At 71.3% G+C, this 12,943-nt stretch carries 15 protein-coding genes; 5 read left to right on the forward strand and 10 right to left on the reverse strand.

Features of this window, described 5'->3' with window-relative positions:
• Positions 1–5 precede the first annotated feature (5 nt).
• Positions 6–767 carry an alpha/beta hydrolase gene (locus ABZ919_RS07220; protein WP_361243700.1) on the reverse strand — a complete coding sequence of 254 codons (762 nt, stop codon included), beginning with the start codon at positions 765–767 and terminating at the stop codon, positions 6–8.
• A gap of 123 nt (positions 768–890) precedes the next feature.
• On the opposite strand from ABZ919_RS07220, the gene ABZ919_RS07225 reads away from it, so the two are divergent.
• Positions 891–2,054, forward strand: a complete 1,164-nt coding sequence (locus ABZ919_RS07225) for an adenosine deaminase (protein ID WP_361243701.1) — start codon at positions 891–893, stop codon at positions 2,052–2,054.
• A 151-nt stretch (positions 2,055–2,205) separates the two neighbouring features.
• The gene (locus ABZ919_RS07230; protein WP_361243703.1) at positions 2,206–2,601 is read left to right on the forward strand and encodes an ATP-binding protein; all 396 of its coding nucleotides are present in this window, start codon (positions 2,206–2,208) and stop codon (positions 2,599–2,601) included.
• A gap of 97 nt (positions 2,602–2,698) precedes the next feature.
• Here ABZ919_RS07230 and ABZ919_RS07235 read toward each other — a convergent pair whose 3' ends face one another.
• The 5 genes from ABZ919_RS07235 to afsQ1 all read right to left on the reverse strand — a co-directional run bounded on the left by ABZ919_RS07235 (position 2,699) and on the right by afsQ1 (position 6,512).
• Entirely contained in the window at positions 2,699–2,902 is a 204-nt protein-coding gene (locus ABZ919_RS07235; RefSeq protein WP_361243705.1) for a PspC domain-containing protein, read from the reverse strand.
• A gap of 113 nt (positions 2,903–3,015) precedes the next feature.
• Complete coding sequence (locus ABZ919_RS07240) at positions 3,016–3,582, reverse strand: VanZ family protein (protein ID WP_361243707.1); 567 nt, start codon at positions 3,580–3,582, stop codon at positions 3,016–3,018.
• Between the two features lie 61 nt (positions 3,583–3,643).
• Complete coding sequence (locus ABZ919_RS07245) at positions 3,644–4,246, reverse strand: hypothetical protein (RefSeq protein WP_361243709.1); 603 nt, start codon at positions 4,244–4,246, stop codon at positions 3,644–3,646.
• Positions 4,243–5,838 (reverse strand): HAMP domain-containing sensor histidine kinase, encoded by a 1,596-nt coding sequence (locus ABZ919_RS07250; protein ID WP_361243711.1) that lies wholly within the window; start codon positions 5,836–5,838, stop codon positions 4,243–4,245. Before ABZ919_RS07250 ends, ABZ919_RS07245 begins: the two co-directional genes overlap by 4 nt.
• Positions 5,835–6,512: a two-component system response regulator AfsQ1 gene (gene afsQ1 / locus ABZ919_RS07255; RefSeq protein ID WP_026248263.1), complete on the reverse strand. Its 678-nt coding sequence runs from the start codon at positions 6,510–6,512 to the stop codon at positions 5,835–5,837. Before afsQ1 ends, ABZ919_RS07250 begins: the two co-directional genes overlap by 4 nt.
• Positions 6,513–6,752: 240 nt before the next feature.
• On the opposite strand from afsQ1, the gene ABZ919_RS07260 reads away from it, so the two are divergent.
• Positions 6,753–7,493 (forward strand): SigE family RNA polymerase sigma factor, encoded by a 741-nt coding sequence (locus ABZ919_RS07260; RefSeq protein WP_361243713.1) that lies wholly within the window; start codon positions 6,753–6,755, stop codon positions 7,491–7,493.
• A 109-nt stretch (positions 7,494–7,602) separates the two neighbouring features.
• Here the strand turns inward: ABZ919_RS07260 and ABZ919_RS07265 are convergent, their stop codons facing one another.
• On the reverse strand, positions 7,603–8,238 hold the full coding sequence (locus ABZ919_RS07265) for a uridine kinase (protein ID WP_361243715.1): 636 nt from the start codon (positions 8,236–8,238) through the stop codon (positions 7,603–7,605).
• 127 nt (positions 8,239–8,365) lie between these two features.
• On the opposite strand from ABZ919_RS07265, the gene ABZ919_RS07270 reads away from it, so the two are divergent.
• Positions 8,366–8,749, forward strand: a complete 384-nt coding sequence (locus ABZ919_RS07270; RefSeq protein WP_361243717.1) for a hypothetical protein — start codon at positions 8,366–8,368, stop codon at positions 8,747–8,749.
• 69 nt (positions 8,750–8,818) lie between these two features.
• Here the strand turns inward: ABZ919_RS07270 and ABZ919_RS07275 are convergent, their stop codons facing one another.
• From ABZ919_RS07275 to deoC, 3 genes are read right to left on the reverse strand one after another with little or no spacing between them, the layout of a single operon-like run.
• A complete protein-coding gene (locus tag ABZ919_RS07275; RefSeq protein WP_361243718.1) occupies positions 8,819–9,703 on the reverse strand; it encodes an aldehyde dehydrogenase family protein in 885 nt (294 codons plus the stop codon).
• Positions 9,696–11,126 (reverse strand): aldehyde dehydrogenase family protein, encoded by a 1,431-nt coding sequence (locus ABZ919_RS07280; RefSeq protein ID WP_361243720.1) that lies wholly within the window; start codon positions 11,124–11,126, stop codon positions 9,696–9,698. The genes ABZ919_RS07275 and ABZ919_RS07280 overlap by 8 nt, the downstream gene beginning before the upstream one ends.
• A gap of 6 nt (positions 11,127–11,132) precedes the next feature.
• Positions 11,133–12,092: a deoxyribose-phosphate aldolase gene (deoC, locus tag ABZ919_RS07285; protein WP_361244087.1), complete on the reverse strand. Its 960-nt coding sequence runs from the start codon at positions 12,090–12,092 to the stop codon at positions 11,133–11,135.
• Positions 12,093–12,227: 135 nt separating this feature from the next.
• Between deoC and ABZ919_RS07290 the strand changes: the two genes are divergently transcribed.
• Entirely contained in the window at positions 12,228–12,917 is a 690-nt protein-coding gene (locus ABZ919_RS07290) for a PH domain-containing protein (RefSeq protein ID WP_361243722.1), read from the forward strand.
• Positions 12,918–12,943 lie beyond the last annotated feature (26 nt).

Below are 12,943 nucleotides of genomic sequence, written 5' to 3' on the forward strand. Positions count from 1 at the left end.
CCGGTCTACCGGTGCAACGACCTGCCGAACCCCGCAGCCAGGGGCATCCGCAACCCGATCGGCGGCGGAGCGGCGAGCGCGTCCTCGACGGGGCGCGAGACGGAGTGCCCGAACAGCGCCCCCATCATGAAGTCGACGGCCAGGCACACCACTTCGTCGCGATGCCCGTGCAACCCGTGGCCGTCCGAGTGGACTTCGAACCGGCACACCTCCCGGTTGGCCTTCTTCGCCCGGGCCGCGAACCGGAACGACAGCTCGGGATCGGTCCGTTGGTCGTTCGTGCCGTGCACGATCAGCACCCGCCGCCCCACGAGCTGCTTCACCGGCTCGGCGGGGGCGGCCACATCGTCCTCCGGCAGCCAGGGAGCCAGCGCGACGACCGAGTTGACGGCCTCATGGCCGCCGGCGCGCAGTGCCGCCCGTCCGCCCATGTCCACTCCGACCAGGCACACGGGAACGTCCCCGTACCGTCGTACGACCTCGTCGGCGGCCCACTCGGCGTCCGCCGCCAGGTGTGCCTCGCTCCCGTTCCAGCCGCGGTAGCGGTACCGCACGCCGTGCACGGCCAGCCCCTCGGGGCGCCCCGCCCGTGCGATACGCCGGCCCAGTGAGCGCAGTGCGGTCGCCGCCCACACGGGGGACGGCCTGCGGGCGGACACCTCCTCCCCGCCGGGGAGCAGCAGGACCGCTCCGCTCACCGCCGTCGGCACCGGTCCGACGGCCCTTCCCAGTCCGGCCGTTCGGACCGGCGTAGCTTGCTGTCCCATGACAGAACAGTGTCAGAAGGGGCGGTGTACGAAACCCGTACATGCGGTCACCGTTGCGTATCGGCGGAAAACCGTCGTCGCGTGCCGCAGCCGCTCTACGCGCGTAGGCGTTAGAGTGCGGAAATGACGAGCCAGACTGCACCGACAGGGCACGCCCCGACCATGGACCAGATCCGCCGGGCGCCCAAGGTTCTGCTGCACGATCATCTCGACGGCGGGCTCCGCCCGGGCACCGTCGTCGAACTCGCCCGCGAGAGCGGCTACTCGGAACTGCCCGAGACCGATCCGGACAAGCTGGGCATCTGGTTCCGCGAGGCCGCCGACTCCGGCTCGCTGGAACGGTATCTGGAGACCTTCAGACACACCGTCGGCGTGATGCAGACCCGGGACGCGCTGGTGCGGGTCGCCCGCGAGTGCGCCGAGGACCTCGCCGAGGACGGCGTCGTCTACGCCGAGGTGCGGTACGCCCCCGAGCAGCATCTCGACAAGGGGCTCAGCCTGGAAGAGGTCGTCGAGGCCGTCAACGAGGGGTTCCGGCAGGGTGAGCGGCTCGCCAGGGAGAACGGCCGGCGGATCCGGGTCGGCGCCCTGCTGACCGCGATGCGGCACGCCGCCCGCTCCCTGGAGATCGCCGAACTCGCCAACCACTACCGGGACTCCGGCGTGGTCGGCTTCGACATCGCCGGCGCCGAGGCGGGCCACCCGCCCACCCGCCACCTGGACGCCTTCGAGTACCTCAAGCGCGAGAACAACCACTTCACCATCCACGCCGGCGAAGCCTTCGGGCTGCCCTCCATCTGGCAGGCGCTGCAGTGGTGCGGTGCCGACCGGCTGGGGCACGGCGTGCGGATCATCGACGACATCGAGGTCCACGAGGACGGCTCGGTCACACTCGGCCGACTGGCCTCGTACGTGCGCGACAAGCGGATCCCGCTGGAGCTGTGTCCGAGCTCCAACCTGCAGACCGGGGCCGCGTCCTCCTATGCCGAGCACCCGATCGGGTTGCTGCGCCGGCTGCACTTCCGGGCCACCGTGAACACCGACAACCGGCTGATGTCGCACACCGGTATGAGCCAGGAGTTCGCACATCTCGTCGACGCGTTCGGTTACACACTCGACGACCTGCAGTGGTTCGCCGTCAATGCGATGAAATCAGCATTCATTCCATTTGATGAACGCCTTGCGATGATCAATGACGTCATCAAGCCTGGATATGCAGAGCTGAAATCCGAATGGCTGTTTCAGCAGACGGCCTCCATCAGTGGTTCTGTCGACCAGGAAGGATAGTAGCGTCCGGCTCGTGGGCCCGGAATGCGGACGGGTTTTCACAGGTCGTCCGCATTTCGATGTTTGCGGGGCGTGGTCCGGCATGTTTACGGTCGTGGACCGCTCGGATCTCTTTCGATCTTCCGTCTCCGCATGCAAGGACGCATTCGCCATGAAGCACTCTGCTGCCAAGACCCTCGGTGTCGCCGCCCTCGGTGCCGCATTCGCCGCCCTCGGTGCCGGCGCGGCCAGCGCGGCCGCGGCCGTACCGGCCGTCCCGGACACGCAGGCGCTGGACGCCGTCACCCACACGCTGCCGGGCCAGAGCTCCGGCAGGACGCAGTCGGGTGCCACCGACGCGCTGACCCGGGGTCAGGACGCCCTGTCCCGGGGGCAGAACGCCCTGGGCACCGGCGTGACCGCCGCACAGCCGGCCATCCAGAACGCGCTGAAGGGGGGGCCGACCGGGCCGCTCCACAGCCGGCTCGGCGGACTTCCGGTGCAGAGCCTGCCCACGCACGGTCTGCCCACGCACGGCCTGCCGGTGAACGGGCTCGCGCTCGACTGAGCCGGCCGACTGGACCGACGGCCACATGTCGCGCTGGGGCGCCCCGAAGCCGGTCCGGGAGCGCCCCAGCGGCGTCTCGGCCTGCGGCCGGCGCTCGTCACCACGCGGTGGCGCGGGTGCTGTCCTCGGCCGGCAGCAGGATCCACAGCGCTATGTAGAGCAGGAACTGCGGGCCCGGCAGCAGGCAGGACAGCAGGAAGATCACCCGCATGGTCGTGGCGGAGGTACCGAAGCGCCGTGCCAGCGCTGCGCACACTCCGCCGAGCATGCGGCCATGGGTCGGGCGGGCGAGGGCGGTCATGTGGGCTCCTCCGTAGTCAGTCGTGGATCGCTGTGTTCAGCCGTGTTCGGCTTCAGCCGGTTCGACTTCAGCTGTTATCGACGATACGGAGACGAAGGGGGCGAAGCGTCACTCTACGGAGCCATGCCGACCCTGGGAATCGTCGGGGTACGCCCCTGAGACAGCTCCTCCTGGACGCTGACGGACGGCACCGCCCCGGCGTCCGCCCGCGCGTCCCGCCGCCGCAGCCAGGCCCGGCCCGCCGGGACGACGGCCAGGTGCGCCAGGGCCACACCCGTGGCGTTCAGCAGCACCGAGTCGACGTCCACCACCCTGCCGGGCACACCGGTCTGCAGCAGGGCGATGCCGACGGAGATCAGGGCACCCGCCGCCGTCGTACGGATCAGGGAGGACAGGGGGGAGACGGCGAGTCTGCCGTGGGCCATCGGCAGCAGCACGCCCAGCGGAGCGAGCAGTACCAGGCCCTCGCCGAGCGGTCTGAGCGCCTCCGGCCAGCCCAGGGCCAGGTCGGCCCGGATGCCGGCGAGGGGGTGCAGGTTGGGGGGCGTCACCCAGGGCACGTCCAGGGGTCGCAGCATCAGCCAGGCGGCCAGAGCCAGGTGGGCGACGAGGAGGACACCCCCCGTCACCCGGACATGGATCGCGGCGCTGCCGCCGCCGATGGAGCCTTGACGCTGCACGACCCCCTAGACGCACCACGGGGCACGATCGGTTCCGCGCCGCAACTTTCCGGTCGCAGCGCTAGGTACCCGCCACCTCGCTGGACGGCGGCTGGACGTTGCCGGGGCGGTCGCGCACGTCGCCGGTGCATGCGTAGCGGTGGACGGGCCCCGTGCCGGGGCCGCCCAGGATGACCGAGCCGTCGCCCTCCGTCGCCGCCGAGTCGGAGAGGGTGCAGACCAGCTGGGCCAGGGCGTAGGAGGTGAGACGGGACGGCGCCGCGCTCAGCCGGAGCGTCTCCTCGGGATCCTTCGGACCGGGCCCCCGCACGGTGACGCCGCCCGGCACGTACGTCGAATAGCCCGCCGAGCGCTCCGCGGCGGAGGGCCGCGCGGCGAGCTGGGCCAGCAGCCCCTGCGCCAGGATCACCCGGCGCCGCGCGTCCGGGGTGCCCTCCGGGACCCGTACCGTCCGGTCGACGGTCACCAGGGACGCCCCGCAGAGCAGGAAGACCTGCACCGGCACGCCCTGCGGGGACTGCGTGGCCAGGTCGGGCCCGGCCAGCGAGCACGGCACCCGGGAGGGCGCCGCACCGAAGTCGGTCGGCACCTGGGTGGCCCGGATGCCGCAGCCGGTGAGCAGCAGGCCCAGGAGGGGCAGCGCGAGCACGCTTCGTACGGTCATGACCCCTCCTTTCCGGGACCGTCGTCGGTCTTGCTGTGGTGGTCGTCGTTCTTCGTCTCGTCCGCCTCCTCGGTCAGCCGGGAGGCGTCCCGTGGCAGTCGCAGGGTGAACACCGCGCCACCGTCGGGAGAGTTGGCGGCGGTGATCTCGCCGCCGTGGATGTGGGCGTTCTCCATGGCGATCGACAGACCCAGTCCGCTGCCCTCGGAGCGCGGCCGGGATGCGCTCGCCTTGTAGAAGCGGTCGAACACGTGCGGCAGGACGTCCTCGGGGATGCCGGGGCCGTGGTCGCGGACCTGGATCAGGATCTCGTCGTCCGCCTCGCGCACCGAGACCCGCACCGGCGACCCGCCGTGCTTGAGCGCGTTGCCGATCAGGTTGGCGAGGATGACGTCGAGCCGGCGCGGGTCGAGGCGGGCGTGCAGGCCGCGCTCGGCGTCCAGCTCGACCGCGTCCAGCCAGGCGCGGGCGTCGATGCAGGCGGTGATCTGGTCGGCGAGGTCGACGTCGTCCAGCACCAGCCGGGCGGTGCCCGCGTCGAAGCGGGTGACCTCCATCAGGTTCTCGACCAGGTCGTTCAGCCGGCGGGTCTCGCTCACCACGAGCCGTACCGCGGGCTCGATCATCGGGTCGATGCCGCCGGCCTCGGACTCCAGCTCCTCCTCCAGCACCTCCGTCACAGCGGTGATGGCGGTCAGCGGCGTGCGCAGCTCATGGCTCATGTCGGCGACGAACCGGCGCGAGGCCTCGTCCCGCGCGGCCATCTCCGCGACCCGCTCCTCCAGCGCCTCGGCGGCGTTGTTGAACGTCCGCGAGAGGTCGGCCAGTTCGTCCGTGCCGGACACCCGCAGCCGGGTGTCCAGTCTGCCCTCGCCGAGCCGCCGCGCGGCCACGCCCAGCCGGTGCACCGGCTTCAGCACGGTCGTGGCGGCGGCCTGCGCGAGCAGTGCGGCGCCGATCAGCGCGAGACCGGTGGCGATGCCCAGCGACCAGGCCAGCGAGTCGAGGTCCTTCGCCTCCGGCTCGAGGGACTTGGCCATGTAGCCGGTCGGGCCGCCCCCGATCACCTTCGTGCCGGCCACCAGGTACGGCGTGCCGTGGTCCACGACCCGCTGCCAGTACAGGTGGTACGGCTCGTCGTTGGTGTCGGTGACCTTCTGCTGCTTGTTCACGGCCGCGCGCAGCGACTTGGGCACGTCCTCCAGCGCGAAGCCGTTGATGCCGCCCGAGTTGCCGTACACCGTCTTGCCCGCGGCGTCCTGGGCGACCAGCAGCACGCTGAAGTGCTGGCTGCTCGCAGCCATCTGGCCGGCCGCGCGCTGCAGTTGGTCCTGTGTGGGGTGCGCGGGCAGCGCGCCGGCGCGGTTCTGCATCTCCTGGCGGAAGTCGCGCAGCACCGCGTCCTGGGCGCGCGTGAGCACCGCTTCCCGGTTCAGCCAGTAGGCGATGCCGGACGCCGATACGGCGGCCGTCAGGGCCACCAGCGCGAAGACGACGACCAGACGCAGCCTGAGGCTGGTGAACCTGAGCCGCGACAGACTCCCCCTGCGGCGCGCGGACCAGCCACGCAGCCCCCCTTGCGTGTCCGTCACTGAGGCGCGTCCAGGCGGTAGCCGACACCACGGACGGTGCGGATCAGGGTCGGGGACGAGGGCACGTCCTCGACCTTGGCGCGCAGCCGCTGCACACACGCGTCCACCAGCCGGGAGTCGCCCAGGTAGTCGTGCTCCCACACCAGCCGCAGCAGCTGCTGCCGCGACAGCGCCTGACCGGGCCGCCGGCTCAGTTCCAGCAGCAGCCTCAGCTCGGTCGGGGTCAGCTGGAGGTCCTCGCCGTTCTTCGTCACGGTCATCGCCGACCGGTCGATGACCACGTTGCCGAAGGTCGCCGAGTCGCTGGACTCGCGTTCCCCGCGCCGCAGCACGGCCCGGATCCGGGCGTCCAGCACCCGGCCCTGGACCGGCTTGACGACATAGTCGTCGGCGCCGGACTCCAGTCCGACGACCACGTCGATGTCGTCGCTGCGCGCGGTCAGCAGGATGATCGGCAGCTGGTCGGTGCGCCGGATGCGCCGGCACACCTCGAAGCCGTCGATGCCGGGCAGCATGACGTCCAGCACGATCAGGTCGGGCCGCTGTTCGCGCAGCAGCTTCAGACCGTCCTCACCGCTGGCAGCGGTCGCCACCCGGTGTCCCTGGCGCGTCAGGGAGAGCTCCAGGGCCGTGCGGATGGCGTCGTCGTCCTCGATCAGCAACAGGGAAGGCACGGGCTCATTCTGGCCCATGGACGGGCTGTCGTACGACCCGCCGACACCGGGCCTTTCCCACCGCCACCATCTGTGCACCTCCTGTGACGGTCCTGGGCAGAGCCCCTGTGACAGGTCTGTGACAGTCGACAGACACGGCCATGAAGTCACCCCGGCAGTCTTTTGGGCACGGGCCGACGGGGAGCGGAGAGCCGGCCCGGCAGGACCGAACCACCGGAAGTCCACGACGGGGAGCGCGAGATGAACACGCTGCACAGCATCAGCACCAGCGCCGTAATCACGCGTCTGCACGATGTGCACCGGGGTTCCGAGAAGTCCGGTGCCGTGAGCGGGCGGGGGTGCGCTCGCGGCACCGGGCGTCAGCACACCGCCTACATGACGGTGGTTGACGCGCACACGGGGGAGACGCACGGGGGAAACGCGTACAGGGAGGACTCGGGGGAGCAGCGCCGTTCCCTGACGGAGGCGGAGTTCACCGCCTACGTCCAGGAGCGACGCGCCTCCCTGTACGCCACCGCCTACCACCTGACCGGCGACCGCTTCGAGGCCGAGGACCTGCTGCAGAGCGCGCTGTTCTCGACGTACAGGGCGTGGGAGCGGATCAGCGACAAGGCGGCGGTCGGCGGATACCTCCGCCGCACCATGACCAACCTGCACATCAGCGCCTGGCGGCGCCGCAAGCTCAACGAGTACCCGACCGAGGAACTGCCGGAGACGCCCTCCGACACGGACGCGATGCGCGGCACCGAACTGCGCGCGGTCCTGTGGCAGGCGCTGGCGCGACTGCCCGAACTGCAGCGCACCATGCTGGTCCTGCGCTACTACGAGGGCCGTACGGACCCGGAGATCGCGGAGATCCTCGGCATCAGCGTCGGCACGGTGAAGTCCAGCATCTGGCGGTCCCTGCGCCGGCTGCGCGAGGACGACGTCCTCAGCTTCGGCCGTGACGAGGAGGACGCCTTCGGCGAACTGGTCGCCTGAAGGTCAGGGGTCATCGGGGGATGACCCGGGGGGACACGGGGGAGCACAGGAGCGGGACTGGAGGGCCGGGGGGCCTGCCCAGTCCCGCTTTTGCGTGTGCGGCCGGCACCTACGCCGCGGTCTGCTGACGTGCCTGCCGGCCCGCCGCCGCTGCCGCCAGCCGGTCCAGCGCCTCGTCACGGTCGCAGGGGTGCGCACCCAATGACACCTGGCGGGCGACGATCGAGCGTTCGGCGCGCATCAGCCGCCAGCCGCGACGCAGCAGGAACGGCACCGACTTGCGGCCCTCCTTCAGGTCCCGCAGGAACCGCCGGCGGAAGGTGACGACCGGGCCGCGGGTCAGACACAGCGCGTCCGCGAGCAACCCCAGCGCGCGGCACCGGTCGACGATCTCCGCCGCGAACACGCCCTCCGCGATGAACAGCGGGGTACGGCCGATGTGCAGCGTCTCCTCGCCGGTACGGGCGCTCAGCGCGAGGTCGTACACCGGCACCGGCGCCGAACCCGCCGCGCAGAGCCGGGCGATGGCCTCGACCGCCACCTCGGCGTCCCACGAGCCCGGGTGGTCCCAGTCGATGTCCGAACTCCCCTCCACCAGGGGCAGAGTCGGGTCGTCACCCTCCTTGTAGAAGTCGTCCAGACGCAGGACGGGGAGCCCGGAACGGGCGGCGACGAGGGACTTGCCCGAGCCCGAGGGACCGCACAGCAGCGCGACACGGGCGTGGGACGGGGGATGAATGCTCACGGAACACCAGTTTGACGTATGGCGGCGCGCCTGCCGACCCCGCGGGTCGGCTTTTGAGCGTGACTCGCGCCTCAACTACCCTGCGTGTCTACACTGTCACTCCGTGCTTCAGAAGGTTGGCCCCGACATGGCACGACACGCCTGCCCCCTCCACCGCACCGCGCAGCGCGCCCTGATCGTCCTCGCGACCGCCTCGGCGGCGGTGGGCGCGGGCGTGGCGGCGGCGTCCGCGGACACCGGTGCCGTCACCAGGGTGCCGGTGCGGCCCACTTCGCTCGACAGCGTCCGCCCGCAGGCCGGCCTGGCGCCGGCCGGAGCGGTGCGGCACGTCGGCGGCTCCGCGCGGGGCTTCCGGTCCACGTTGATCACCCGTACCCGCGCCACGCCCGCCGCCGACGGCGGCGACCTCACCGGCCTGACCGGCCCCATCGCCCGGACGGGTCCGATCGGGGCGGTACCGGCGGCGGAGGGACTCGCAGGGGTGCTGGGAAGCCTGGGGCTCGGCGGCTGAGCGTCGACGAGAGAGCCGCGTCTCCCCCGGACGGAGGGGAGGCGCGGCTCTCGTCCTGTCTTCCGGCTGTCAGTACGACGAGCCGGAGGCGCCCAGCGAACCGGTCGGATGCCAGACGGTCTTCGTCTCCAGGAACGCCGTCATCTGGTCGACGCCCGGCGTCTCGGAGTAATCCACAGGCTGTGGACGAAGGACCCGCTTCAGATTGTCCGCCGCCGCGATCTCCAGCTCCTTCGCCAGATCCCCGTCGGCACCCGCGAGGTCGATCGCGTTGACGTCCTGGTGCGCGGCCAGCGGCGCCGCGAGCTCCGCCGTACGGCCGGACAGGACGTTGACGACACCGCCCGGCACGTCGGAGGTGGCCAGGACCTCGGCCAGGGACAGCGCGGGCAGCGGGGACTTCTCGCTCGCCACCACGACCGCCGTGTTGCCGGTGGCGATCACCGGAGCGAGCACCGACACCAGACCCAGGAACGACGACTCCTGCGGAGCCAGCACCGCGACGACACCCGTCGGCTCGGGGGAGGAGAGGTTGAAGAACGGCCCCGCGACCGGGTTCGCCCCGCCGATCACCTGGGCGATCTTGTCGGTCCAGCCCGCGTACCAGACCCAGCGGTCGATCGTGGCGTCCACGACCGCGGCCGCCTTCGGCTTGGACAGGCCCTCCGCGTCGGCCACTTCGCGCACAAACTGCTCGCGCCGGCCCTCCAGCATCTCCGCGACACGGTAGAGGACCTGGCCGCGGTTGTACGCCGTCGCGCCGGACCAGCCGCCGAACGCCTTGCGCGCGGCGACCACCGCGTCCCGGGCGTCCTTGCGCGAGGACAGGGGAGCGTTCGCCAGCCAGTTGCCCTTCGAGTCCGTCACCTCGTACACCCGGCCGCTCTCGGAACGCGGGAACTTCCCGCCGACGTACAGCTTGTAGGTCTTGAAGACGCTCAAACGGTCAGACATCGAGGTAAGCCTCCAGGCCGTGACGGCCGCCCTCGCGGCCGAAGCCCGACTCCTTGTAGCCGCCGAACGGCGAGGTCGGGTCGAACTTGTTGAACGTGTTGGACCAGACCACTCCCGCGCGGAGCTTGCCCGCGACCGCCAGGATCCGCGAGCCCTTCTCGGTCCAGATGCCCGCCGACAGGCCGTACTGCGTGTTGTTCGCCTTGGCGACCGCCTCGTCCGGGGTGCGGAAGGTGAGGACCGACAGCACCGGGCCGAAGATCTCGTCGCGGGCGATGGTGTGCGCCTGGGTGACGTTCGTGAAGAGCGTCGGGGCGAACCAGTAGCCGGACGACGGCAGTTCGCAGGCCGGGGACCAGCGCTCGGCGCCCTCCGCCTCGCCCTGCTCGGCCAGCGCCGTGATCCGGGCCAGCTGCTCGGCGGAGTTGATCGCGCCGATGTCGGTGTTCTTGTCCAGCGGGTCGCCGAGGCGGAGGGTGGAGAGGCGGCGCTTGAGGGCGTCGAGCAGCTCGTCGTGGATCGACTCCTGCACCAGCAGGCGGCTGCCGGCGCAGCAGACCTGGCCCTGGTTGAAGAAGATGCCGCCCACGATGCCCTCGACGGCCTGGTCGATCGGGGCGTCGTCGAAGACGATGTTGGCGCCCTTGCCGCCCAGCTCCAGGGTGAGCTTCTTGCTCGTGCCCGCGACCGTGCGGGCGATCTCCTTGCCGACGGCCGTGGAGCCGGTGAAGGCGACCTTGTTCACGTCCGGGTGCGCGACCAGCGCGGCGCCCGCGTCGCCGTAGCCCGGGAGGATGTTGACGACACCCTTGGGCAGGCCCGCCTGGCGGCAGACGTCCGCGAAGAAGAGCGCGGACAGGGGGGTGGTCTCGGCCGGCTTCAGGACGACCGTGTTGCCGGTCGCGAGGGCCGGTGCGATCTTCCACGCCAGCATCAGCAGCGGGAAGTTCCAGGGGATGACCTGGCCGGCCACGCCGAGCGGCTGCGGGTTCGCGCCGAAGCCGGCGTGGCCGAGCTTGTCCGCCCAGCCCGCGTAGTAGAAGAAGTGCGCGGCGACCAGCGGGAGGTCCGCGTCGCGCGTCTCCTTGATCGGCTTGCCGTTGTCCAGCGTCTCCAGGACGGCCAGCTCGCGGCTGCGCTCCTGGATGATGCGGGCGATGCGGAACAGGTACTTGGCGCGCTCGGAACCGGGCAGCGCCGACCACTTCTCGAAGGCCTTGCGGGCGGCCCTGACGGCACGGTCGACGTCCTCGGCGCCCGCCTGGGCGATCTCGGAGAGCACTTCCTCCGTCGACGGGCTGACCGTCTTGAAGACCTTTCCGTCGGCGGCGTCCACGAACTCGCCGTCGATGAACAGGCCGTAGGAGGGGGCGATGTCGACGATCGAGCGCGACTCGGGCGCGGGTGCGTACTCAAAAGCCATGGGGGATCAGTCCACCGTCACGTAGTCGGGGCCGGAGTAGCGGCCGGTGGCCAGCTTCTGACGCTGCATCAGCAGGTCGTTCAGCAGCGAGGAGGCGCCGAAGCGGAACCAGTGGTTGTCCAGCCAGTCCTCGCCCGCGGTCTCGTTGACCAGGACCAGGAACTTGACGGCGTCCTTGGAGGTGCGGATGCCGCCGGCCGGCTTCACGCCCACCTGGATACCGGTCTGGGCGCGGAAGTCCCGTACGGCCTCCAGCATCAGCAGGGTGTTGGCGGGCGTGGCGTTGACCGCCACCTTGCCCGTCGAGGTCTTGATGAAGTCGGCCCCGGCGAGCATGCCGAGCCAGGAGGCGCGGCGGATGTTGTCGTACGTCGACAGCTCGCCCGTCTCGAAGATGACCTTCAGCCGGGCGGCCTCGCCGCAGGCCTCCTTCACGGCGACGATCTCGTCGTACACCTTCAGGTACTTGCCGGCGAGGAACGCGCCCCGGTCGATGACCATGTCGATCTCGTCGGCGCCGGCGGCGACGGCCTCGCGGACGTCCGCCAGCTTCACCTCGAGGGCGGCGCGGCCCGCCGGGAACGCGGTGGCGACCGAGGCGACCTTCACGCCGGAGCCGGCGACGGCCTCCTTGGCGACGGCCACCATGTCGGGGTAGACGCAGACCGCGGCCGTGGTCGGGGCCGTACGGTCGGTGGGGTCGGGGTGGACCGCCTTGGCGCCGAGCGCCCGGACCTTGCCCGGGGTGTCCGCGCCTTCCAGCGTCGTCAGGTCGACCATCGAGATGGCGAGGTCGATGGCGTACGCCTTCGCGGTGGTCTTGATGGAACGGGTGCCGAGAGACGCGGCGCGCGCCTCCAGGCCGACCGCGTCGACGCCGGGCAGCCCGTGCAGGAAGCGGCGCAGCGTGCTGTCGGACGCGGTGACGTCGGCGAGAGCGTGAGCTGTGGGTGCGGTAGTGGGCATGGTCACCAGACGAGCATATCTACGCGCGTAGCGAATGTATAGCCCCGGGGCTCATCTCCCCTGGCGAGATCACGGATGAGCGCCGGTTCCGGGGCGCATGACGGCACCGCCGCCGGTGTCATGCAGACTTGGCCCATGACCACCCCCGACCCCCAGTCGCCCGCGTCACAGCCTCCGGAGTCCGTGTTCAAGGACCGGATCTACCGCTCGCCCCTGGCCATTCCGAGCGGTGTGCTGCTGCTCGGTCTCATCGGCTGGCTGGGCTTCGATGCGCTGTTCCGCGGCCACGGCCGCACGCCGTGGCTGGCGCTCGCCGGGATGATCCTGGTCGTCCCGCTGGTGATCGCCTTCACCCTGCGCCCCGCGGTGTTCGCCAACGACGACCGGCTGCGCATCCGCAACCCCTTCCGGGTGATCACCCTGCCCTGGGGCGAGATCGCCGCCCTGCGCTCCGCCTACTCCAACGAGGTCGTGGCCACGTCCGGCACCAAGTACCAGCTGTGGGCCATCCCGGTCTCGCTGCGGGCCCGCAAGCGGGCGGCGCGCCGGCAGGTGCGGGCGGGGACGGAGGGGACCGAGGGCGGCGCGGCACAGGCCCGTCGCCTGGGCGTCAGCAGGGGCGGGTTCGGGCTGGCGACGGGCGCCGACTCCGGGCCGACGCGGGCGGAGACCGACCAGTGGATGAACGACCTGCGCTCCTTCCACGAGCGGCACGAGGGCAGGGAGACGGCCCACGGCGAGACCACCGTGCGCTGGGCCTACGAGGTGCTCGGACCGGCGCTGGCGGGCGCGGTCGTGCTGGCGATCCTGCTGGCCACCGGGTGAGTCCCGGGCATCCTGCGGCGGCGCGT

Origin of the sequence: Streptomyces sp. NPDC046759 (assembly GCF_040645475.1) — a bacterium.
Classification (GTDB): Bacteria; Actinomycetota; Actinomycetes; order Streptomycetales; family Streptomycetaceae; genus Streptomyces.